A 20,939-nucleotide genomic window follows, 5' to 3' on the forward strand; every position below is an offset into this window, starting at 1 on the left:
GCGATGTCGAAAAATCAGGGGCAGTCAAAAGATCTTGCAAATTCTGTGCGAGTGCATTCTGGACTTGGCTTAGCGGCACGGTCACGCCCAGGGTTTTCATGTCCACCGTGGCAAGGCCAGCATAGCCGCAGGGATTAATCCAGGAAAACGGTGTCAAATCCATATCTACATTCAGTGATACGCCATGATAGGTGCAGCCGTTGCCGCGCACTTTCAAGCCCAGCGCGGCGACCTTGGCGCCTTGCCATTGGCCGTCGCTGACATAGATGCCGGGCGCGCCTTCTTTGCGTTCACCAGTGAGATTATACGCTGCCAGGGTGTTGATGACTGCCTGTTCTATCTTGTTGACGAATTCGCGGGCGAATAATCTTGCCTTGGGATGGCTGCGGCGCAAGTCTATTAACAGGTAGATCACAACCTGGCCGGGGCCATGGTAGGTGACTTCGCCACCACGGTCTGTCTGCACAACGGGGATGTCATGGGCAGCCAGTACATGTGACTGGTCAGCGCCCAGGCCCAGGGTATACACGGGTGGGTGTTCGACGATCCAAAATTCATTTTGCGTATGCTCATCACGGGCGTCAGTAAACGCGCGCATGGCGTCGAAAGTGAGCTGATAGGGCTCAATGCCGCGATGGATGATGCGGGGGTGACGTTGGGGGCGAGGGCAGCTTGCATAGGCTGCTAGTGTAACATTTTGTGGGGGCGAGGTCTTTGCTTGTGTAAATGCTATGTTAGAGAGATAAGTGATAAGTTTATGGTGGGGGAGGGGGATTGAGGTTGGGACATAACGTAGGTTGGGCCGGGCCTCGCTAGGCTACGCTTCACCAGCCCAACAATCGGCCTATCAATGACGTATTCGTTTATTAAACGCCCAGTGTTGGGCTGATAAACCGAAGCCCAACCTACAAGTGGCGATTATGCCGCTCATTAAATTTGCACAGTCATCGTTTTTTCCACCCTGGCTCTGCCACCCACCATGAGACTGGGTATCTGCCCCTTTTGTATCTCCAGCTCGACCTTGATCAGGCTGGGGGAGGCGGGTTCCATGAGTACGCCTTGTTCTATCTGCAAGGTCGGGCCTTGGATGTTGTATTGGCTGTAGAGCAGGCAGGCCAGCGGTCCGGCGGCGGTGCCGGTGGCGGCTTCTTCGCCTATTCCGTAGCGTGGGGCAAACATGCGGGTGCTGGCGGCGTGGCTGTTGTTTTGTACGTCAAGCGTAAAGGGGTAAAAGCCGACGAGGTCCAGCTCTTCGCTGATAATGCCGATTTCTTCATGGTCGGGCTGGATATTGGCCAGGCATTCGCGGCCTATGATGGGGATGGCAAGGAAGGCATTGCCGGTATTGGCGATGGTAGGCAGGCGGTCGCGCAGCAGGTCATGTTCGGTCAGGCCCATGCTTTGCAATATACGGGCATATAAGCTGGCATAGTCGGCGCCGTTGCTGTCATCAGCAGAAATGCTTTGATAGCGCGGCGTGCTTTGTTGCATGAAGGCCAGCTCACCCTTGATGAGGATGTCCCGGTTACCGTCTATGGTTTGCTTGCTGCACAGGCCTTCGTGGACTTTGCCCAGTTCACGCAAGAGTGAGAATGTGGCAACCGTGGCATGGCCGCAATGGGCAATCTGGCGGTTTGGCGTAAAAAATTCCAGCTTGTAGGTGGCGCAGTCTGAACTGGAGACAAAGGCGGTTTCTGATAATCCTACTGCGCGGGCGATCTGCAGCTTTTGTTCTGTCGTGTAGCTATCGGCATTTAATACTACTCCAGCCGGGTTACCACCTTCATTTTCTTGGGTAAATGCGTGAACGATATGTACTTCTATCGGCTTGCCCATGACCATTCCTGAATTTATTGGAATGGTCATTATAGGTGGCTAGACCATGGATATGCCAGCCAGATTTCTGGAGCACTTATTTGGTATGCGCAGCAAGCACGTCAGAAGTATTTTTGACGACGCAAAATTCATTGTGCAGGCTGGCGAGGTGGATGCGGTGGATTTCTTCTGCTGATATCAGCTCACCATTGACACCAGGGCGGTCAAAAGTGGCGCAGGCATCGGCTATCAGTTCCACGCTAAAGCCGAGGTTGCCCGCCATGCGGGTGGTAGTCGATACGCAGTGGTCTGTGGTCAGACCAGCAATAACAAGTTGCTTGATGCCCTTGGCTTGCAACCAGGCTTCGAGCTCAGTGCCAATGAAGCCGCTGTTCACTTTCTTGGTGAAGATGGTTTCACCTGGCAACGGGCGTGCCAGGGCTTTGAATTCAAAGCCCTCTTGTCCAGCACGCAGGGGAGAATCTGGTTCTTGCGACTGATGCCGTACATGGATCACAGGCTGTTCTTGCTCACGCCAGTGTTGCAGCAGGGCAGCCATGTATTGCTCAGCTGCCGGATTATTGCGCTGCCCCCACTTGGGATGATCAAAGCCTTGCTGTACGTCAATCAAGATCAATGCAGTCTGTGCCATATTCGCCCCGGTGCTGCTTTTAATGTTCAGGCAAATGCCTGGCTCAATTTACGTGTCAGTTTTTGCAGGTAGCTGGTGCCAGCCATGGTTTTGACATTGATCACGCTGGATACGGCAGACAATTCGATAACACTGGCTTGATTCTCAGCTTCGATGACGACGAATTGATTAGCTGGTATGACCATGGATTCGCCAGTGCTGAGCCAGTAATCATCCACCTGGCCAGCAACTGTCAACCAAACGCGGCCGCATGCCACTTCAATTTTACGGGCATGTTCGGCTGTGCCAGACAATGTGCCACCGGCGGCGATCATATATGATGGGTTTGCGAAATTATTTGTCATTTCCTTACTCCTGGTATTTTATTGCTAAAGTGGCAATTCATTCTACTGTATAGAGAGTGATATTCACTTTGTTGCACTGCGATGAAAGCATTGTAGTCTTGCATCACAAGAAAATAAAACGAGTAATTTTTGAATACCTTGCTAAAATAATTCACAGTAAAACTGTAGTAAGCTTATAACAAATTCACCCTCAGCTGACATTCCGTTTACATACTATGGATTTTCGACGACTCCCCAATCTAGCTGCTCTGCGCGCGTTTGAAGCGGCGGCACGTCATCAGAATTTTTCCAAGGCTGCGCTAGAAATCCACCTGACCCATGGGGCGATCAGCCATCAGGTCAGGGCATTGGAAGAAGAGCTGGGCGTACCCCTGTTCATCCGCCATGGCAAACGCATCAGCATCACACCTGATGGTGAACAGTTTGCTGCCACTATCAGAAAAGCACTGATCGACCTCGGTGATGCTGCTGATTTGCTCAAGAAACGCAACAAGCAAAAGCGTCTGGGAATTACCTCGCTGCCTTCATTTGCAGCGCGCTGGTTGTCACCACGCCTGGGGCGCTTTATCGAACATCACCCTGATCTGGAAGTCAGCCTGCAGTCGAGTAATCACCTGGCTGATTACAATATGGAGTCGATAGATGTGGGCATACGCTTTGGTCTCGGTAATTACCCGGGCATGATCAGTGAATTATTGATGGGGGATTATTATTACCCTGTTGCCAGCCCGCATTATCATGGCGGGCAGTTGCCACAAACACCAGCCGAACTGGCCAGCATGCAGCTTTTGCGCTGCGATGGTGAGCCTTGGGAGCCGTGGTTTCGCGCAGCGGGCCTGGATAATGAGGAGCCAACAGGTGGCCTGGTATTCCAGGATTCATCAATGCTGGCACGTGCCGCCGTAGATGGCCAGGGAATAGCACTGGGCAGGCATATTATTGTGCAGCCGGATATCAAGGCGGGCTTGTTGCAGCGCCTGTTTAATATCGATATACCTTGTGAAGTTGCCTACTACCTGGTGTATCCACCAGAGGCGCTGGCCAAACCACAGGTCAAGGCATTCAGGGAATGGTTGCTGGCAGAAGTTGCCGAAGAGAAAAAGCAAATGGACATGTCAGGGGCGCTGACATAAGAGCTGTGCCTGACTGGCTGTGACCAGTCAGGCAAGATTGCTTACAGCACGAATTTCACCATAGGGTGAGACGACAGCGCGCGGTACAGATTATCCAGTTGCTCGCGGCTGGTGGCAAATACTGTCACCGTCACCGAGATATAGGCACCTTTGCTGGATGGGCGCATCTCTACCTTGCCTGCATGAAAGGTCGGGTCAAACGAAGTCACGACTTCCACCATGGTCTGGGTGAAATCATCGTGCATGGGTCCCATGACCTTGATGGGAAACTCACTAGGATATTCAATCAGACTTTCTTCGGGGGGATGGGTCTCATTTCCATAATGTTTCCAAATCTCAAAATAACTTAATGTCAGTATATGGGGTCTTGCTATTAAATTCCAATAGCATCGCTTGCTACCCGCATGTCGACATGCCAGCTTTTGCTTCAGGCATGAAAGGCTGCAAGCGATGCCAAAGGCACATGCAAAGACTCGGTCTGTGCCAGCTCTTCCAGCAAAAAATCCACGGTCGCCTTGACGCGGGGCGCGATCAGGGCGCGGTGTGGATATTGCAATACCATCTGTCTATTGCCTGCTTCATGAAAAGTGCCCAGCACAATCTTGAGCTTGTTGTCGCGCAAATAACGCCATGAATGATGAACTGCCACCTGGGCAATGCCCAGGCCCATGACGGCTGCCTGCACGGCAGATTCTGGAGCGGAAACTGTCAGGTCGGGCTCACGCGGGTAAGGGCGATTTATCTCGCCTTGTCTGAGCTTGAGGTTCCAGGTCGTCATTTTGCCATTCAAAAAACGCACGGCGATTTGCTTGTGATGATCCAGATCACTGATCTGTTGCGGCACGCCATATTGCTCCAGATAAGAGGGCGCAGCCGCCAGTACGGTGTACCGAGGGCAGACTGCGCGCGAAATGATGCTGGAATCTTCTATCATGCCACCGCGCAAGGCCAGGTCATAACCGTCACGCACCAGGTCTATGTGATGGTCATCAAAATCAATTGCCAGGCGCAAACCTGGGTGGCGCTGCCGCAATTTGGGCAGCAAGGGCAGCAGATAATGCTGACCAAAGGCTTTGCCAGCCTCGGCTATCAAGTGATCTTTGGTACACGTAAACCTGATAGTGATAAAAGCAAGGGGGCGCTGGCTGCAGTGCCAACGGCAAAGGCCAGCAGTTATGCAGATGCTGCCAGGGCTGCCGACCTGGTTTTCCTGGCTTTGCCATGGGATGGCTTATCTGAGAGCCTGGCACTGGCTGGTCCTGCCAATTTTGCTGGTAAAACCGTCATTGATGCTGTCAATCCACTACTGGATTTTGCTACAGGCTCGCCCAGGCTGGCGGTAGGCTTCAGTGATTCTGCCGGTGAACTGGTACAAAGACTGCTGCCGCAGGCGCGGGTGGTCAAGGCTTTTAATACCATCGTGTTTACGCATATGGTGCAGCCAACATTTTCAGATGGTCAGCCGGATATGTTTATTGCCGGGAATGATGCAGGGGCCAAACAGGAAGTGACAGCCATCCTGCGTGATTTTGGCTGGCGTGGGGCGATTGATATGGGTGACATTACGGCAGCACGTTTGATTGAGCCGCTGGCGATGTTGTGGATCAGCTATGCATTCCAGCGTCAGCATTGGACGCATGGGTTTAGTTTGTTGGGACAGGCGAAGGCCGTGGAGTAGGCTTTGATCGTAGGTTGGGCTACGGGGTATCAGCCCAACACTCGGTCTCTGCAAACGTAAACGTCATTCAAACGCCAAGTGTTGGGCTGGTAAACCGTAGCCCAACCTACGAAATTAATTAAATTCTCGGCATGATATTTAAGCCGCTTTGGCCGCCTGATAAGCCGCATACAACTGATGATAAACCGCGCCGGGTTTGCCATCGCCTATCACCGTGTCATCGAGCTTCACCACCGCCAGCACTTCCTTGGTGGCAGATGACAGCATGACTTCATCTGCCGCAAACACTTCTTCGCGGGTGATGCGGCGGGCTTCGAGCTTGATATTGTTGGCGGCACACAGTTCTTCGATGAGACCGTAGCGTATGCCTTCGAGTATCAGGTTATCTTTAGGCGGGCCCATGAGGACGCCATCCTTGACTATCCACACATTCGATGCCGATGCTTCGGTCAGGAAACCGTCGCGGAACTGTATGCTCTCTGTCACGCCGTTTTCGGCGGCGTTTTGTGCCGCCAGCACGTTACCCAGCAAGGAGATGGACTTGATCTCGCAACGCAGCCAGCGCTTGTCTTCCATGGAGACACAGGCTACCCCGTTTTCACGTGCTGCGGCTGTTGGCAGGACGATGGGGTTGGTCATGATGAAGACTGTAGGAGTGACTTCATCCTTGGGAAAGGCATGCGCACGCTTGGCTACGCCACGGGTCACTTGCAGATAGACCATCTGGTCGTCTGCATCATGGGCTGCCATGACCTTGGCGATCAGGGCCAGCCACTCTTCTTTGCTGTGCGGGTTGGTGATGCCTATGGCAGCGAGACTGCGGAACAGACGTGCCAGATGCTGGTCGGCACGGAACATCTTGCGACTATATACAGGGATGACTTCATATATACCATCACCAAAGATAAAGCCACGGTCGAGTACCGGGATTTTGGCTTCGGACAGGGGCGTCATTTCGCCATTGAGATAGACCAGGGCTTCGTTCATGATAGGCAGGGCAGACAAAAAAAGTGAGAGACTTATTCTTACATGGAAAGCCGTTTTCGCTTATGCAAATACGGCATACAGCCATAGCCAGGGTTTATGTGAGGACATCAACCCTGGTCAAGCCGCTCAATAATTACTTGAACATCAGGCGTATCGAATCCCAGGCACGGCCAAAGATGCTGGCCTGGTTGACTTGTTCCAGGGCAATCACTGGTACTTCGGCAACTGCTTTGCCATCGAGCATGACTTTCATGACGCCGACCTTGCTGTTTAATGCAACAGGGGCAACCAGCGGGTCCTTGCGTTCCAGTGCCGGTTTCAGTTTGGCGGCAGAGCCTTTTGGCAATGTGATATACAGCTCACGATCAAAACCTATCTTGACCTGAGGCTGCGTGCCTTTCCAGACTTCTGGCGTGGCAACAGCCTGGCCTTTGTCATACAGCTTCAGGGTTTCAAAGTTCAGGAAACCCCAATTCAACAGTTTCAAACTTTCCTGTGCACGTACTGAGTCACTTTCGGTGCCGATGACCACTGAGATCAGGCGGCGCTGGCCTGTGCCATTCGGGCGGTTGGCCGACGAGATCAGGCTATAGCCACCTCCAGTGGTATGACCGGTTTTCATGCCATCGACCGTAGGGTCTAGCATCAGCAGGCGGTTGCGGTTGGGCTGGGTGATCTTGTTATAGGTATAGCTCTTGGTAGAGTAATACGTCTTGTAGAACTCAGGGTGATCAATGATCAGGCGCGCTGCCAGCATCGACAGGTCTTGTGCCGTGGAGTAGTTGTCCTTGCTGGGCAAACCGTGCGGATTGGCAAAGCGGGTGGCTTTCAGGCCCATGCGCTCTGCTTCGCGGTTCATTTGCACGACAAAGGCTTCTTCACTACCGGCCACGGCTTCTGCCAGAGCAACGGCGGCATCATTGCCGGACTGTACGATCAGGCCATACAGCAATTCATTGATCGTGACTGGTTTGTTCGGTTCGATAAACATCTTGGAGCTGCTGCCATCGACTTTCCAGGCGCGGGTAGAGACATTGATGCTCTGGTTCAGGTCCAGCTTCTTGTCCTTGAGGGCAGAGAACACCAGGTAAGCCGTCATGATCTTGGTCAGCGAGGCTGGCTCTACGCTCATGGTAGGTTCTTGTGCGGCGATGACCTGGTTACTGGTGGCATCGAGCAAGAGCCAGGCTTTCGATGCAATGGTAGGTGAAGGCAGGGTTTGCGCGACTGCGGCTGACATGGTCAGCAGCGAAACGGCAATTGAGGCGAGGAATTTTTTCATTGATGAACTAGTAAAGCAAAGGGTGACAAAAAACGAATAGTAGTGGGTTCGCCAGATGCATGGTCAACTGTTGTCTGCATGAAATCTGGCGGTGACATCATCAGGTTTTATCCCACATGCTGATGATATGTTGTTTGATATGGTGCAGGCGACGATGGAAGAAATGGTCTGCGCCAGGTATGACGGTCATGGGTATGTCTTGCGGGCGCAGCCAGTCCAGCACCGCAGAAAGGGGGATGGTTTCATCCAGCTCGCCATGCACCAGGATAGTGTTGGCAGGTATCGCAGGCATATCCCATTTGCCAGCGGCTGCACCGACCAGTGCCAGGCGTTCTGCGGGTTTGCCATTTTCCTGCAAACGCTGTTGCAGGCGTGCCTGCACAAAAGTGCCAAAGGAAAAACCAGCCAGGGCCAGTGGCAGATCCGGGAAACGCACTCGCATGGCCGTCAATAATAATTCCATGTCGTCAGTTTCCCCCATGCCTGCATCATGTGTGCCTTCTGACTTGCCGACTCCACGAAAGTTCATGCGTACTGCGACATAACCCAGGGCAGTGAAGGCGCGCGCCAGGGTTTGCGCCACCTTGTTGTCCATGGTGCCGCCATATAGTGGATGCGGATGGGCGACCAGTGCCAGGCCTATCGGGGTGGCATGGGTTTCAGGATCAGGCAGGTCCAGCGCGCATTGCAAATTGCCAGCTGCGCCCTGGAGTGAAAAGTGTTCAGTCTGGGCATTCATGATAATTGGACCCTCAGACTTTCAAACGTTCGACGATACCGCCGCCTATCAGATCGACATCAATGATTTCATCAATATCGGATTGATCGACATAGGTGTACCAGGTTCCTTGCGGATAAACCACGAGGACAGGTCCATCGTCGCAACGGTCAAGGCAACCTGCCTTGTTGATGCGGATTTTGCCGTGACCATTCATGTCCAGCTGTTTGATACGGCGTTTGGCATGTTCCTGGGCGGCTTGCGCACCACGGTCAGCGCAGCAAGGGCGACCGTCTTCGCGCTGGTTCAGGCAAAAAAAGACGTGTTTTTGAAAATAAAGTGCTTCAGACATAAGATATCCAGCCTGCGGTTGATACCGCCACCGGTTGATGGCGCTTGTTGCCCGCTATGATACTGCAATTGTGCAGTCAGGGGACTTTTACACCGGACGCGGCTTGCGTAATAGCGCCCAGATCGCCAGAAATGGCCAGAACAAAGACAGGAATTGGGCTGCGCCATTGAAGTTCAAAAACTTGCCCTGTACCCAGGTTTGCATGGTGGCTGCAAAGTAGGGATTGTCAGAGACCAGGTTGATGACGATCAACGATATCGTCAGCATCAATAAGGCCAGTCGTTTCTGTACATGGGATGGCGCAAAGGAAAAACCATACAGCATGATAATGCTGATCAGCAAACCACCACGTGCACCCGGTGTCAGCCAGGCAAATGCATATTCAGGCTTGAACAATAGGGCGCTGGCCAGTGCCTTGATGGTCAATGCAGCCCCCAGCAACAAAACTGACAGGATGGTCTTGGGCGCGTGGCGGTTCAGCAGACTCAGGCAGATCAGCAGGGCACCGGTACAACTGCAGGCTGTGATAATGGTTTCTGACAGCAGGTATTCTTCTGCGCTGAGTTCGAAACCCTGCAGCAAAAACGCGCTGATATCAATATCCATGTCCATCATTTCGCTCAGGGTTTGCGAAATCACGGGCAAGATCTGGCCCAGGCCAAACAGATAGGCCTGGGGATAAATCTGCGCCATGGTCCACAGTCCCAGCACCAGTATTTCGCGGCTGGATTCCTTGTGCGTCCATTGCTTGCGCAGTAATTGCAGGCGGCCTTTTTCGAGTATCAATGGCGTCAGCAAGGCCCCCAATATTGCACCCAGCATGGCACCTGAGGTATTCGTCAAAAAATCCAGTAAAGAGGTAACCCGACTGGGCAAGAAGTTTTGCACTATTTCTGCCGTAGCCGATAACAGTGCACCGGCCAGTGTTGCCAGCAAGGCAGCCCACCAGCGCCTGACTAATGGGTAAAGCGCAAACACCACCAGCATGCCAAAGGGCATGTAGCCCACCACGTTGATGATGGCATCAAAGCCACCCCAGTAACGTGGCCATTGCTTGATCAGTTCAGGTAGCGCCGCCCAGCTATTGGTTTGCCAGCCGGTAAACGGATACCAGCTCGCATAGATGATCAGAAACAAATAGGCAACCAGGCTCACCCTGGCAAACGGCGAGCTGCGCAAGGTCTGCAGTTGTTCGCTGGCTTGCGGGTTGATGGACTCACCAGCTTGAGTGTCTGGTGGTGCCTGGCTGTGATCTGGCTGCATGCGCTTGGCTTTAAGGGGCAATAGGCTTGTATTGTCAGCTTATTTTAAAGGCAAGCTCATAATCCAGGCCTGGATGTCGTTGATGCTGGCATCGGCTGCCTCGCGCATCGCTCTGGCACCACCAGGCGCATCCGGCGTTGTTGCTGTGACTTTTTGCTGGAAGCTTTTCTGTGCTATCAGCTTGTGTCCCTTGATGACAGAAGCACGCAGACTGATCTGGGCGTTGCTCTGGCTGGTTGTCGTAAATATCTGGGAAAACTCATCGAGCTCCAGGCGTAATACCGGCAGGTTGGCGGCACCATCGGTATTTGCCAATACATCGGCACCTTGCGCCACCAGACCGGCTTTCAGTCTTTGCGCCAGCAATTGTGCGGGCGTCATGCTCCAGCGGTGCAGGGAATAAGCCTTGAGTTGCTGCACATTGTCATATTGCAGTCTGTATAACATGGCATTGCTGTCCAGCGCCGGTGCTATGTTGATTTCCGCAATGCTGATCTGGAATTTTGCAGGGCCGGGTTGGGCGGGGGCAATCGCGGCAAACGGGCCAAAATCATATTGCTGGGACTGTTGTACTAACGGTTTGCTGCTACACGCAGATAGCAAAGCCAGTAAGGACAGGGCAAATAAGGAAAATATGGTCGCGACAGTCTTGCTGAATTTACTGAAGTGGCAAAAAAATGCAGGGTAGCTCATGTGGATTCCTTTACTTGGGGGCGACAAAGCCAGGCTCGCCCGGGCCAGGTGCAGGGACGGGATTGCCAAACAAAAGGCTTTGCGGCCTTTCCTTGAGTGAATCCGACAGGCGGCCAAAAGAGCGCAGGCTGGCCTTGGCGTCGCCTGCCACGCTTTGTACCTTGGGCAGGGTATCCAGAGTCAGGCTGTTGCCTACATTGTCCATGACAAGATTGAATTTTGCCAGCGGGCCATCTTCGGCCTGCAGGCTGGTGGTCAGTTGATTCAGGTTGTTGCTGAGCTTGCCAACATTGCCAGACAAGTTGCGTACTTCAACCATGGTCAATTTGGCCTGGTCTGCCAGTTCAGGCAGACGCGCCAGCGTGGGTTCAAATTTGGCTGGCAACTGTTTCCATGCAGTAGCGGCCTGGCCCATGTTCTCTACCGCAGTCATCAGCGATTTTTGATTGGCCGGATCGAGCATGGTATTGAGCCTGCGCGTCAGTTCTTCTGCCTGGGCCAGGATAGCCTGGCCGCGTTTTTCCAGGTTTTGCATCATACCGGGGCGCATGGGTATGCGTGGTACCACGTCAGGCTTATGGTTGGCTACCAGTAACTGTTTGGATGTGCCTTCATCATCCAGTTGCACGAAAGCGATGCCGGTGACACCTTGGTAACCCAGCGTGGCATAGGTGGAGCTGGTGACCGGCGCATCGGGGATGATTTCCAGGCGCAGGATGATTTGCCCCGGATTATTATCATCAAAGTCGATATCCGTGACATTGCCGACCTTGATGCCCTTGTAGCGTACTGCTGCCTGCAAGTTCAGCCCTGACACTGCCGATGAGGTGACCACGTCATAAGGTATGCGCTTGATCTTGTCGCGTCCCAGCCAGATGGCCAATACGGTCGTGAGTGTCAGCAGGGCAATGGTGAAGAAACCTGCCATGAGCGCATGAGATCTGTTTTCCATAGCTTATATTTCCTGATGCGTTTGTGGTGGCAGTACTTCCATGGCGCGCTCGCCGCGTCCGCCAAGAAAGAAACTGCGTATGAATGGATGCTGGTAGGCCACGACTTCCCTCGGTGTTCCTATGGTAACAACATGTTTTTCTGCCAGCACGGCAATCCGGCTGGACAGGGCAAACAGGCTGTCAAGATCATGTGTCACCATGATGACGGTCAGGCGTAATTGCTGGTGCAGCGATAGTATCAGTTCGACAAAGCTGTCCGAGCGGTCAGGGTCCAGACCCGCTGTCGGTTCGTCTAAAAATAACAACTCCGGATCCAGTGCCAGGGCACGCGCGAGGGCGATGCGCTTGATCATGCCGCCTGACAGATCGGCGGGCATCTTGCTCGCATGTTCAAAGGCGATATCGACCATGTGCAGCTTCAGATAGACCAGGTCATTGATCAGGTCTTCCGGCAGTGTGCCCAGTTCACGCATGGGCTGGGCGACGTTGTCGAATACGCTCAGGGCAGAATACAGGGCACCATGCTGGAACAGCATGCCGGAGCGCTTGCGCAAATAATCGAGATGCCGCGCCTGCGGATCATGCAAGTCCTCACCAAATACCTTGATGCTGCCACGCGCTGGTGTTTCCAGTCCCAGCATCTGCCTCATCAGCACAGTCTTGCCAGAGCCTGAGCCACCGACGATAGACAGAATTTCGCCGCGCCTGACATTGAGCTCCAGTTGGTCATGCACTACGGCCCGGCCAAACTGGGTACGCAGATCGCGGATTTCTATGATGTTCTCGCCCGCCATCAGTAGCCTGCCTTGCTGAAGATGATGGCATAAATGGCATCGGCAATGATGACTACCGTGATTGCGACCACCACGGAACTGGTGGTGCCGCGTCCCAGACTCTCGGTATTTGGTTCTATGCGCAAACCGTAATGACAGGCGATCAGGGCGATCAGTATGCCAAAGGTAGCGCCTTTGGACAGGCCTATCCAGAAATTGATCAGCGGTACGACTTCCGGTAATTTATAGACAAAAAATTCAGGTGACATGCCCAGCAAAGCCTGGGCCGAGATCATGCCGCCGGTCAATGCCATGATATCTGTCCAGATCACCAGTAATGGCATGGCAATGGCCAGCGCCAGCACCTTGGGCATGATCAGGCGAAAACCATGTGGTATGCCCATGACGCGCATGGCGTCGAGTTCTTCCGTCACCCGCATGACACCCAGTTGCGCCGTAATGGCAGAGCCAGAACGTCCGGCCACCAGGATTGCTGCCAGCATGGGGCCGAGTTCGCGGATGATACTCATGCCGAGGATATTGACGATGTATAAGTCACCACCAAAAATGCGCAGTTGCTGGGCCGACAGATAAGACAGCACCACACCGATCAGAATGCCGACCAGGGCAGTGATGCCCAATGCCTGTGCACCTGTGTGATAAATATTGGCCGACAATTCTTTCCACGGGCCCTTGATGGGATGGCGGGCAAAGCGCAGCAAATCCAGCATGAGCTGGCCAAGCAGGGCAGTGAAGCTGTATAAATGCTGGAACAGGCCCAGCACTTTTGTGCCGAGCAGCATGGTGCGCGTCAGCCTTTGCTTGGGCGGGCGCGGTACCAGGATTTTGCTGACTTCTTCCAGTCGGGCAAACAAGCCTTCATGGGCGGGCAGAATCTTGACGTGTTCAGGTCTTTGCTTGCCCCAGGCCCGCCACAGCATTTGCGCACCTATGTGGTCCAGCGTGCTGACCTGGCTTAAATCCCAGCGTATGCCGGGCTGGCTGGCAGCCTTGTTCAACTGAGCGCTGATCTCCTGCATGGTGGCGGATGATGACAGGGCATGCACCAGCCATGCACCAGCGACGATGGCGGTGGGCTGTTGCTGATGATTTAATTGCAGGGTGGGCGGGATCTCGTGAGGCATATTCCGCAAGTGTAAGTGACAAAGTGTATTTACCGCAATCGAGCATCCTCGCATTCACCGGGTATAGTAATTTAATACCCGCCGCCTATTTTTCCTGTACTAATGGCGTTTTTTTATCCATGACTTCGCGGCAATCACCCTTGAGGGTGGAATTGTCATAATTGGTCCAGCCATAACTGTCGACATAACGGGTATGAGGTTTGAGCTGCTTGCTGAGTATGCTCCACTCCAGTTTTTCATCTGGATAACGGATATTGGCCATGTCCAGCAGACTGTGGAAAACGTTTTCTGTCGATAATTTTGCTTTCTGGTGCAGGCGCAACTGCACTATCTTGTCCGGGAAATGTTCTTGATAAGCATCTGAATACCACATGAATGCCGGAACATGGAATTCGTACTGGGTATTGTGACCATGGAAAGCCAGGTTGCAACTGCCGTCATACAAGGTCTGGCCATGGTCTGATATATAGAATAGTGAAGTGATTTGCGAACTGGTTTTCAGCTTCTGTATGACCTCTGACAGCATCCAGTCTGTATACAAGATGGAATTGTCATAACTGTTGTTCAGCGCCTGCTTGTTTTTCAGGTCGGTATAGGCAGGATTGACGACGCCATATAAAGAAGGTTTCCAGTTATCAAAAGACTGCGGATGGCGGTGGCTGTAATTCCAGTGATTGCCCAGAGTGTGCAAAACGATGAGTTTCTTCGGTGCGGCATCTCGCATGGCATTTGCCATGGGTTCCAGCAAGACCTGGTCAAGATTGGAGCTATTGGTAAAACCACCCAGGTTTAAAAACTGGGTGACATCAGCTTCTTTGGCGAAGACCGAGGTTGGCGTATCGAACTGGCCAAAGCTCATCTGGTTTGACAGCCAGTAAGTCTTGAATCCGGCTTCCTTGAAGGCGGTCAGGAATGACTTTTCAGAAAAACCTGCCTTCAGGCTTTGTGCCGCCGGTTTGCGCGAGACGATGATGGGTACCGACAAACGGGTGGCTGAGACTGCAGTCACCACGTCGCTGAAACTGACCAGATTGCTTTCTTTTTTCAGCAGGGGATTGGTGTCACGCTCATAACCATTCAGGCTCCAGCGGTCAAAGCGCGAAGACTCGCCTATCACCATGATAATGGTTTGTGGTGTTGCCGGGTTGCCATCCAGATGCGCCTGGAAGCGGAAAGCCCGGCTTTTCTCTGACAGTTTGGCCAGGTAATCACGCTCTACCCAAAAATCATTGCCGCGCAAGACCAGGCCAAATGGCCAGCTCCGTATATACGTCTCTTCGTCATAAGGGATTTTGGCCCAGTGTGGCAACGGGGGTAGGTTCTTTTTGAGGCTGGCATGCCAGCGCGTCAGCATGTCTGCAGAGGTACTGGCCGGGCTTGCTTCCGTCGCAGAAGCCGCCGACACAGATGCAGATGCACTGGCTTCTTCCTCTTCATCTTCGTCTTTTTCCTCATCTTCCGTTGAGGCTGAAGCTGGTGTTGCTGCTGCGCTACCACTGGCTTTGCTGGCACTGGCAGTAGTTGCTGCCTTGGCGACGCCTATCTGTTCACCATAAGTCCAGGTGGCAACGCCTAAGATAAAAAGCAGCAAAACTGCCCAGCGTGAACGGTGTGTCCAGTCCCAGTGCGTATGGTTTTTGGCAACGCTCAGCAGGCTCCACCACCAGGCGCTTACTGCAATCACCAGCAATAACAGTAGCCAGACTTTATTGCCGAGAAATTCCATTGCTTCCTTGGGGCTGGTCTCCACCATGATGCCCAGATGGTGGGTAGAGATGCCTTGTCCAAAATATAAGCGCAGGTAAACTTCAACAGGCACGGCAAAGAAGGCTGGCAGCAGCAGGTAGTGAAACCAGCGCGGTCTTTGCAGCAGGGACCAGAAACCCAGCCAGGACACCAGCTCCATTGCCAGCAGATGCCAGGGCTTTTCCACTGGCTGTCCTTGCAGCAAGGGGAAAAACGGCAGACATGAAATCAGCAGGTAGCTGAGAAGCAGGTACAGCGAGGCTGGACGAAACAGGACGGGCATTGTTATTTATATCTTGCGACAGGTTGGGCGGCTGCGCCGTACTAGCCTGGGTTTCAGTGGGGAGACCCGGATTTTGCGGCAAGCGGCAGTTTAAGGGCGTAAATAGTAAATGATTTACTTTGTATTGACTGTATATATGCCGCAGGAATGAGAGATTTAAGCATATTTTGCTTTTCAGTTAATTCCCGTTTTTTCTGCATGGCCCGGTAAACCTTGATTTTTTGCTGAAATTTTCTACTCTGAAAGGCTGCTTGCACACCCGCAAATCGAGCTAAGCGCTTGAATTGTAGAAATAAAAAGCGTTGACAGGCTTGTGCAAGGCGACATAAAATTGCGAGTTCTCGATTTTGGGTTTGCGTTTTCTATTGTTGGTTTGCCCGGTTTTGTCAGGCAGGCAATGCTTGAAAAGCAGGCAGCATATTGGGTGGGTCTGAGAATTCAGGCTAAAAATGATTTTAAGTTCCCGGGCAACCGTTTCCGGGTTTGTGTTTAACGTTGTATTTTGTTGGATTAAAAACGATGCCAACCATCAATCAACTGATTCGCCAACCACGTGTTTCTGCACGTGTGAAAAGCAAATCGCCGGCGCTGGAAAACAGCCCGCAAAAACGTGGCGTTTGCACCCGCGTTTATACGACAACTCCAAAAAAGCCTAACTCGGCTTTGCGTAAAGTTGCCAAAGTTCGCCTGACTAATGGTTTCGAAGTTATTTCGTACATTGGCGGTGAAGGCCATAACTTGCAAGAACATAGCGTGGTATTGCTGCGCGGTGGTCGTGTAAAGGATTTGCCAGGTGTTCGTTACCATATGGTTCGCGGTGCTTTGGATACTCAAGGCGTTAAAGACCGTAAGCAAGCTCGCTCCAAATATGGTGCTAAGCGCGCTAAGGCAGTTAAGAAGTAATTATCTCGTAATTTAATCTCCGTAAGCTATTACGGATCAGTGTCGGTTTGGAAATGAGCCGAGTAAGTGACCGGTTATGATGGCCTGTCGCGAGCGTGAAGCAAAATGTTGCTTTGTGCTCAACTGAAGATTGAAAGGAATTGAAATGCCACGTCGTCGTGAGGTCCCGAAGCGGGACGTACTGCCGGATCCAAAGTTCGGTAATGTAGAAGTAGCAAAATTTGTAAACGTATTGATGTTGTCCGGCAAGAAGTCTGTTGCTGAAGGCATCATCTACGGCGCATTTGACCACATCCAACAAAAATCTGGTAAAGATCCTTTGGAAGTGTTTGCGCTGGCAATCAACAACGCCAAGCCACTGGTTGAGGTTAAATCCCGCCGTGTTGGTGGCGCGAACTACCAGGTGCCTGTAGAAGTGCGTCCAGTTCGCCGTCTGGCTTTGTCTATGCGTTGGTTGCGTGAAGCCGCTAACAAGCGTAGCGAAAAATCCATGCCACAACGTTTGGGTGGTGAATTGCTGGAAGCCGCAGAAGGCCGCGGCGGCGCAATGAAGAAACGTGACGAAGTCCATCGTATGGCTGAAGCCAACAAGGCCTTCTCTCACTTCCGCTTCTAAGAGTAAGAGTAAGGAGCTGTTGTATGTCTTTAATGCAATGGCTCTGGCAAGTATTTTGAATCAGGCCGGGCGCGATTTTTGTAAAAAAATGCGCTCGGTTTTGTCCATTAAAAGATTTAGGATTAGCTATGGCCCGTAAGACCCCCATTGAGCGCTACCGCAATATCGGTATTTCCGCTCACATTGATGCCGGTAAAACAACAACGACAGAGCGCGTACTGTTTTACACAGGTGTAAACCACAAAATTGGTGAAGTGCATGATGGCGCGGCTACCATGGACTGGATGGAGCAAGAGCAGGAACGTGGTATCACCATTACTTCTGCTGCGACAACATGCTTCTGGAAGGGCATGGCGAACAACTTCCCTGAGCATCACATCAACATCATCGATACACCAGGCCACGTTGACTTCACGATTGAAGTTGAGCGTTCCATGCGTGTTCTCGATGGCGCCTGCATGGTTTACTGTGCAGTAGGTGGTGTTCAGCCTCAGTCTGAAACCGTATGGCGTCAAGCTAACAAGTACAAAGTCCCACGTCTGGCATTCGTCAACAAGATGGACCGTACTGGCGCGAACTTCTTCAAAGTGTACGATCAAATGCGTGCACGTCTGAAGGCTAACCCAGTTCCTCTGCAAGTACCTATCGGCGCTGAAGACCTGTTCGAAGGCGTTATCGATCTGGTCAAGATGAAAGCGATCATCTGGGATGCAGCATCTCAAGGTATGAAATTTGAATACCGTGATATCCCTGAAAACCTGTTGGCTGACGCACAAAAATGGCGTGAAAACATGGTTGAAGCAGCTGCTGAAGCCAGCGAAGAGCTGATGAACAAATACCTGGAAGATGGCGACCTGTCTGAAGCTGACATCAAGTCTGCTTTGCGTCAGCGTACTATCGCTTCTGAAATCGTTCCTATGATGTGCGGTACTGCATTTAAGAACAAGGGCGTACAGGCGATGCTGGATGCGGTTGTTGAATACCTGCCATCCCCATTGGATATTCCACCAGTTCCTGGTGTGAACGAAGATGACGAACCGGTTGTCCGTAAAGCTGAAGATACAGAGAAATTCTCTGCTCTGGCATTCAAAATCGCAACTGATCCATTCGTTGGTCAATTGTGCTTTATCCGTTGCTACTCCGGTACTTTGAATTCTGGCGACAGCGTTTTCAACTCTGTTAAAGGTAAAAAAGAGCGTATCGGCCGTCTGGTTCAAATGCACGCGAACCAACGTGAAGAAATCAAAGAAATGATGGCAGGTGATATCGCTGCGGTCGTTGGTCTGAAAGACACAACAACTGGTGATACCCTGTGTGACGAAAAAGCGATCGTTGTTCTGGAACGCATGGTGTTCCCAGAGCCAGTTATTTCTCAGGCTGTTGAACCAAAAACCAAGGCCGACCAGGAAAAAATGGGTCTGGCATTGAACCGTCTGGCTGCTGAAGATCCATCTTTCCGCGTACGTACTGACGAAGAATCTGGTCAAACAATTATCGCCGGTATGGGCGAGTTGCATCTGGATATTATCGTTGACCGTATGAAGCGTGAATTCAACGTTGAAGCGACTGTTGGTAAACCACAAGTTGCTTACCGTGAAACTATCCGCAAAACTTGCGAAGAAATCGAAGGTAAATTCGTTAAGCAATCCGGTGGTCGTGGTCAGTACGGTCACGTTGTTCTGAAGATCGAACCGCAAGAACCAGGTAAGGGCTTTGAATTCGTTGACGCGATCAAGGGCGGTACAGTTCCACGCGAATACATCCCTGCAGTTGAAAAAGGTGTTCGCGAAACACTGACTTCCGGTGTATTGGCTGGTTACCCGGTTGTTGACGTTAAAGTCACATTGTTCTTTGGTTCCTACCATGACGTTGACTCCAACGAAAACGCCTTCCGTATGGCGGGTTCGATGGCGTTCAAAGATGGCTGCCGTAAAGCAAGCCCAGTTATCCTGGAACCAATGATGGCTGTTGAAGTAGAAACACCTGAAGACTACGCTGGTACAGTCATGGGTGATCTGTCTTCACGTCGTGGTATGGTTCAAGGTATGGACGAAATCGCTGGCGGCGGTGGCAAGATCATCAAAGCTGAAGTGCCTTTGTCTGAGATGTTTGGTTACTCCACATCCCTGCGTTCTGCTACACAAGGTCGTGCAACATATTCCATGGAATTCAAGCACTACTCTGAAGCACCTAAGAACGTGATTGACGCTATCGTCACATCCAAAGCTAAGTAATAAAGAATCAAAGGCCTGCCCCATGCCGGGGTAGGTTTTCTATTGTTGATAAATCGTTCTTTTTGAAGGAAGAATAAAATGGCAAAAGGTAAGTTCGAGCGCACCAAGCCGCACGTCAACGTTGGTACAATTGGCCACGTAGATCACGGCAAAACCACACTGACAGCAGCGATTGCAACAGTATTGTCGAAAAAATTCGGCGGCGAAGCTAAAGCATACGACCAGATCGATGCAGCACCAGAAGAAAAAGCGCGCGGTATTACAATCAATACAGCCCACGTTGAGTACGAAACAGCTGGCCGTCACTACGCCCACGTTGACTGCCCAGGCCATGCTGACTATGTTAAAAACATGATCACTGGCGCGGCTCAAATGGACGGCGCGATCCTGGTTTGCTCCGCAGCAGACGGCCCAATGCCACAAACTCGCGAACACATCCTGTTGGCCCGCCAAGTTGGCGTTCCATACATCATCGTATTCCTGAACAAATGCGACATGGTTGATGACGCTGAGTTGCTGGAACTGGTTGAAATGGAAGTGCGCGAATTGCTCTCCAAATACGAATTCCCAGGCGACGACCTGCCTATCATTCAAGGTTCCGCTAAACTGGCCCTCGAAGGCGACAAAGGTCCTCTGGGCGAAGAAGCCATCATGAAACTGGCTGACGCACTCGACTCCTACATCCCAACACCAGAACGCGCAGTTGACGGCGCCTTCCTGTTGCCAGTAGAAGACGTATTCTCCATCTCCGGTCGCGGTACAGTTGTTACCGGTCGTATCGAGCGCGGCATCATCAAAGTCGGCGAAGAGATCGAAATCGTTGGTATCAAAGACACAGTCAAGACTACATGTACTGGCGTTGAAATGTTCCGCAAACTGCTCGACCAAGGTCAAGCAGGCGACAACGTCGGCGTATTGCTGCGTGGTACCAAGCGTGAAGATATCCAACGTGGTCAAGTATTGTCCAAGCCAGGTTCGATCAAGCCACATGCGCACTTCACAGGCGAGATCTATGTTCTGTCCAAAGATGAAGGTGGCCGTCATACTCCATTCTTCAACAACTACCGTCCACAGTTCTACTTCCGTACAACGGACGTAACTGGTTCGATCGAGTTGCCGAAAGACAAAGAAATGGTCATGCCAGGTGATAACGTATCTATCACTGTTAAATTGATCAACCCGATCGCGATGGAAGAAGGCTTGCGCTTCGCTATCCGTGAAGGTGGCCGTACAGTCGGTGCTGGCGTTGTTGCTAAAATCATCGAGTAATATCTGCCGTAATTTGTAGTATACTAGTTGGCTGTCGTATTGAATTTGATGCGGCAGCCAATTTAGTTTTCGCTCTTTATTAAATATGCCGGCGGCTTTG

General features: G+C 52.0%; 21 protein-coding genes and 1 pseudogene. 6 read left to right on the plus strand and 16 right to left on the minus strand.

Annotated elements, in window-relative coordinates; translation table 11 throughout:
• Positions 1-19: 19 nt before the first annotated feature.
• The 4 genes and pseudogenes from lipB to UNDKW_RS02205 form a co-directional block, all read right to left on the minus strand.
• Positions 20-775, minus strand: a pseudogene (lipB, locus tag UNDKW_RS30065) (lipoyl(octanoyl) transferase LipB); the annotation flags it as partial.
• 155 nt (positions 776-930) lie between these two features.
• Positions 931-1,836: a PhzF family phenazine biosynthesis protein gene (locus tag UNDKW_RS02195; RefSeq protein WP_197893080.1), complete on the minus strand. Its 906-nt coding sequence runs from the start codon at positions 1,834-1,836 to the stop codon at positions 931-933.
• Between the two features lie 76 nt (positions 1,837-1,912).
• Positions 1,913-2,467, minus strand: coding sequence for a cysteine hydrolase family protein (locus UNDKW_RS02200; protein ID WP_162057412.1), 555 nt, complete (start codon positions 2,465-2,467; stop codon positions 1,913-1,915).
• Between the two features lie 26 nt (positions 2,468-2,493).
• Positions 2,494-2,811: a DUF2917 domain-containing protein gene (locus UNDKW_RS02205; RefSeq protein WP_162039532.1), complete on the minus strand. Its 318-nt coding sequence runs from the start codon at positions 2,809-2,811 to the stop codon at positions 2,494-2,496.
• Between the two features lie 215 nt (positions 2,812-3,026).
• Between UNDKW_RS02205 and gcvA the strand changes: the two genes are divergently transcribed.
• Complete coding sequence (gcvA, locus tag UNDKW_RS02210; RefSeq protein ID WP_162057413.1) at positions 3,027-3,944, plus strand: transcriptional regulator GcvA; 918 nt, start codon at positions 3,027-3,029, stop codon at positions 3,942-3,944.
• Positions 3,945-3,985: 41 nt separating this feature from the next.
• Here gcvA and UNDKW_RS02215 read toward each other — a convergent pair whose 3' ends face one another.
• Entirely contained in the window at positions 3,986-4,279 is a 294-nt protein-coding gene (locus tag UNDKW_RS02215; RefSeq protein ID WP_162044411.1) for a DUF493 family protein, read from the minus strand.
• 92 nt (positions 4,280-4,371) lie between these two features.
• Entirely contained in the window at positions 4,372-5,037 is a 666-nt protein-coding gene (locus UNDKW_RS02220; protein ID WP_162057414.1) for a substrate binding domain-containing protein, read from the minus strand.
• Between UNDKW_RS02220 and UNDKW_RS02225 the strand changes: the two genes are divergently transcribed.
• A complete protein-coding gene (locus UNDKW_RS02225; RefSeq protein ID WP_162057415.1) occupies positions 5,002-5,622 on the plus strand; it encodes an NADPH-dependent F420 reductase in 621 nt (206 codons plus the stop codon). The genes UNDKW_RS02220 and UNDKW_RS02225 overlap by 36 nt on opposite strands.
• A gap of 138 nt (positions 5,623-5,760) precedes the next feature.
• On the opposite strand, the gene UNDKW_RS02230 is transcribed toward UNDKW_RS02225, so the two are convergent.
• The 10 genes from UNDKW_RS02230 to UNDKW_RS02275 all read right to left on the minus strand — a co-directional run bounded on the left by UNDKW_RS02230 (position 5,761) and on the right by UNDKW_RS02275 (position 15,817).
• Positions 5,761-6,609: a D-amino acid aminotransferase gene (locus UNDKW_RS02230; RefSeq protein ID WP_162057416.1), complete on the minus strand. Its 849-nt coding sequence runs from the start codon at positions 6,607-6,609 to the stop codon at positions 5,761-5,763.
• A 133-nt stretch (positions 6,610-6,742) separates the two neighbouring features.
• Entirely contained in the window at positions 6,743-7,891 is a 1,149-nt protein-coding gene (locus tag UNDKW_RS02235; RefSeq protein ID WP_162057417.1) for a D-alanyl-D-alanine carboxypeptidase family protein, read from the minus strand.
• Between the two features lie 100 nt (positions 7,892-7,991).
• Positions 7,992-8,630: an alpha/beta hydrolase gene (locus UNDKW_RS02240; RefSeq protein WP_162057418.1), complete on the minus strand. Its 639-nt coding sequence runs from the start codon at positions 8,628-8,630 to the stop codon at positions 7,992-7,994.
• 13 nt (positions 8,631-8,643) lie between these two features.
• The gene (locus UNDKW_RS02245) at positions 8,644-8,961 is read right to left on the minus strand and encodes a ferredoxin (RefSeq protein ID WP_162039539.1); all 318 of its coding nucleotides are present in this window, start codon (positions 8,959-8,961) and stop codon (positions 8,644-8,646) included.
• An 87-nt stretch (positions 8,962-9,048) separates the two neighbouring features.
• A complete protein-coding gene (locus UNDKW_RS02250; protein ID WP_162057419.1) occupies positions 9,049-10,224 on the minus strand; it encodes a VanZ family protein in 1,176 nt (391 codons plus the stop codon).
• 39 nt (positions 10,225-10,263) lie between these two features.
• The gene (locus UNDKW_RS02255; protein ID WP_162057420.1) at positions 10,264-10,917 is read right to left on the minus strand and encodes an ABC-type transport auxiliary lipoprotein family protein; all 654 of its coding nucleotides are present in this window, start codon (positions 10,915-10,917) and stop codon (positions 10,264-10,266) included.
• Between the two features lie 10 nt (positions 10,918-10,927).
• The gene (locus tag UNDKW_RS02260; protein ID WP_162057421.1) at positions 10,928-11,869 is read right to left on the minus strand and encodes an MlaD family protein; all 942 of its coding nucleotides are present in this window, start codon (positions 11,867-11,869) and stop codon (positions 10,928-10,930) included.
• Positions 11,870-11,872: 3 nt separating this feature from the next.
• Positions 11,873-12,664: an ABC transporter ATP-binding protein gene (locus tag UNDKW_RS02265; protein WP_162057422.1), complete on the minus strand. Its 792-nt coding sequence runs from the start codon at positions 12,662-12,664 to the stop codon at positions 11,873-11,875.
• Positions 12,664-13,788, minus strand: coding sequence for an ABC transporter permease (locus UNDKW_RS02270; protein ID WP_162057423.1), 1,125 nt, complete (start codon positions 13,786-13,788; stop codon positions 12,664-12,666). Before UNDKW_RS02270 ends, UNDKW_RS02265 begins: the two co-directional genes overlap by 1 nt.
• A gap of 85 nt (positions 13,789-13,873) precedes the next feature.
• Entirely contained in the window at positions 13,874-15,817 is a 1,944-nt protein-coding gene (locus UNDKW_RS02275) for a phosphoethanolamine transferase (protein ID WP_162057424.1), read from the minus strand.
• Positions 15,818-16,336: 519 nt separating this feature from the next.
• On the opposite strand from UNDKW_RS02275, the gene rpsL reads away from it, so the two are divergent.
• The 4 genes from rpsL to tuf all read left to right on the plus strand — a co-directional run bounded on the left by rpsL (position 16,337) and on the right by tuf (position 20,839).
• Complete coding sequence (gene rpsL, locus UNDKW_RS02280; RefSeq protein WP_110258019.1) at positions 16,337-16,720, plus strand: 30S ribosomal protein S12; 384 nt, start codon at positions 16,337-16,339, stop codon at positions 16,718-16,720.
• 145 nt (positions 16,721-16,865) lie between these two features.
• Positions 16,866-17,336: a 30S ribosomal protein S7 gene (rpsG, locus tag UNDKW_RS02285; protein WP_162039546.1), complete on the plus strand. Its 471-nt coding sequence runs from the start codon at positions 16,866-16,868 to the stop codon at positions 17,334-17,336.
• Positions 17,337-17,464: 128 nt separating this feature from the next.
• Positions 17,465-19,570 (plus strand): elongation factor G, encoded by a 2,106-nt coding sequence (gene fusA, locus UNDKW_RS02290; protein WP_162039547.1) that lies wholly within the window; start codon positions 17,465-17,467, stop codon positions 19,568-19,570.
• Positions 19,571-19,648: 78 nt separating this feature from the next.
• The gene (gene tuf / locus UNDKW_RS02295; RefSeq protein ID WP_162039455.1) at positions 19,649-20,839 is read left to right on the plus strand and encodes an elongation factor Tu; all 1,191 of its coding nucleotides are present in this window, start codon (positions 19,649-19,651) and stop codon (positions 20,837-20,839) included.
• The last annotated feature ends 100 nt before the right edge of the window (positions 20,840-20,939 follow it).

Origin of the sequence: Undibacterium sp. KW1 (genome assembly GCF_009937955.1) — a bacterium.
In the GTDB taxonomy this organism is placed as follows: Bacteria; Pseudomonadota; Gammaproteobacteria; order Burkholderiales; family Burkholderiaceae_D; genus Undibacterium.

What these genes read in the sequence shown, in the direction of transcription:
- UNDKW_RS02195 (WP_197893080.1), bottom strand. Translation starts at nt 1,836, where the DNA reads ATGGGCAAGCCGATAGAAGTACATATCGTTCACGCATTTACCCAAGAA.
- UNDKW_RS02200 (WP_162057412.1), bottom strand. Translation starts at nt 2,467, where the DNA reads ATGGCACAGACTGCATTGATCTTGATTGACGTACAGCAAGGCTTTGAT.
- UNDKW_RS02205 (WP_162039532.1), bottom strand. Translation starts at nt 2,811, where the DNA reads ATGACAAATAATTTCGCAAACCCATCATATATGATCGCCGCCGGTGGC.
- gcvA (WP_162057413.1), top strand. Translation starts at nt 3,027, where the DNA reads ATGGATTTTCGACGACTCCCCAATCTAGCTGCTCTGCGCGCGTTTGAA.
- UNDKW_RS02225 (WP_162057415.1), top strand. Translation starts at nt 5,002, where the DNA reads ATGCTGACCAAAGGCTTTGCCAGCCTCGGCTATCAAGTGATCTTTGGT.
- UNDKW_RS02230 (WP_162057416.1), bottom strand. Translation starts at nt 6,609, where the DNA reads ATGAACGAAGCCCTGGTCTATCTCAATGGCGAAATGACGCCCCTGTCC.
- UNDKW_RS02235 (WP_162057417.1), bottom strand. Translation starts at nt 7,891, where the DNA reads ATGAAAAAATTCCTCGCCTCAATTGCCGTTTCGCTGCTGACCATGTCA.
- UNDKW_RS02240 (WP_162057418.1), bottom strand. Translation starts at nt 8,630, where the DNA reads ATGAATGCCCAGACTGAACACTTTTCACTCCAGGGCGCAGCTGGCAAT.
- UNDKW_RS02245 (WP_162039539.1), bottom strand. Translation starts at nt 8,961, where the DNA reads ATGTCTGAAGCACTTTATTTTCAAAAACACGTCTTTTTTTGCCTGAAC.
- UNDKW_RS02250 (WP_162057419.1), bottom strand. Translation starts at nt 10,224, where the DNA reads ATGCAGCCAGATCACAGCCAGGCACCACCAGACACTCAAGCTGGTGAG.
- UNDKW_RS02255 (WP_162057420.1), bottom strand. Translation starts at nt 10,917, where the DNA reads ATGAGCTACCCTGCATTTTTTTGCCACTTCAGTAAATTCAGCAAGACT.
- UNDKW_RS02260 (WP_162057421.1), bottom strand. Translation starts at nt 11,869, where the DNA reads ATGGAAAACAGATCTCATGCGCTCATGGCAGGTTTCTTCACCATTGCC.
- UNDKW_RS02265 (WP_162057422.1), bottom strand. Translation starts at nt 12,664, where the DNA reads ATGGCGGGCGAGAACATCATAGAAATCCGCGATCTGCGTACCCAGTTT.
- UNDKW_RS02270 (WP_162057423.1), bottom strand. Translation starts at nt 13,788, where the DNA reads ATGCCTCACGAGATCCCGCCCACCCTGCAATTAAATCATCAGCAACAG.
- UNDKW_RS02275 (WP_162057424.1), bottom strand. Translation starts at nt 15,817, where the DNA reads ATGCCCGTCCTGTTTCGTCCAGCCTCGCTGTACCTGCTTCTCAGCTAC.
- rpsL (WP_110258019.1), top strand. Translation starts at nt 16,337, where the DNA reads ATGCCAACCATCAATCAACTGATTCGCCAACCACGTGTTTCTGCACGT.
- rpsG (WP_162039546.1), top strand. Translation starts at nt 16,866, where the DNA reads ATGCCACGTCGTCGTGAGGTCCCGAAGCGGGACGTACTGCCGGATCCA.
- fusA (WP_162039547.1), top strand. Translation starts at nt 17,465, where the DNA reads ATGGCCCGTAAGACCCCCATTGAGCGCTACCGCAATATCGGTATTTCC.
- tuf (WP_162039455.1), top strand. Translation starts at nt 19,649, where the DNA reads ATGGCAAAAGGTAAGTTCGAGCGCACCAAGCCGCACGTCAACGTTGGT.